The sequence below is a fragment of the Treponema sp. R8-4-B8 genome (assembly GCF_054786175.1).
In genome coordinates, this window is sequence record NZ_BDHE01000384.1 from 1 (window position 1) to 452 (window position 452).

1 protein-coding gene is annotated in these 452 nt (G+C 49.6%); it reads left to right on the forward strand.

The genetic code is table 11. The features are described 5' to 3' along the window. Positions 1 to 366, forward strand: a 366-nt coding sequence (locus tag ACYVRA_RS08880) for a site-specific integrase (RefSeq protein WP_461252351.1), incomplete at its 5' end; no start/stop codon positions are given. Positions 367 to 452 lie beyond the last annotated feature (86 nt).

Sequence of the window (452 nt, forward strand, 5' to 3'; positions counted from 1 at the left end):
CAAGAAACGTCGTCTGATGTGGTGCAGCTTCTTACTGCTGAAGTGACGGCTGAAAAAATGTCAGCGACAAGCGCTAACCCCTGTCTGTCTACATTTCGCGGTTTTTACCGCTGGATGACGCGTTTTGATAAAAGACTAGATAACCCCTGCTCTTCATTGCGTAACATTAAAACTCCGGTAAGGCTGCCGGATGTCCTATGGGAAGATGAAATGTCTGATTTTGCCGCGCTTCCCGAGGCTACGGGTATTCTCTGGCCGGAAAGGGATAAGGCGCTTATTATGGCGATGTATTCGGGCGGTTTGCGAATATCGGAAGAGGTGTCGCTTTCCATGGCGAATATCTCCGGCGATCTTGACGAGGCGTAAATTACAGGGAAGGGGGGTAAACAGCGTTATGTGATATTATGCGACGAGGCGGTTGCGGCGTTACTGGAATTTATTCGCAAAAGGGC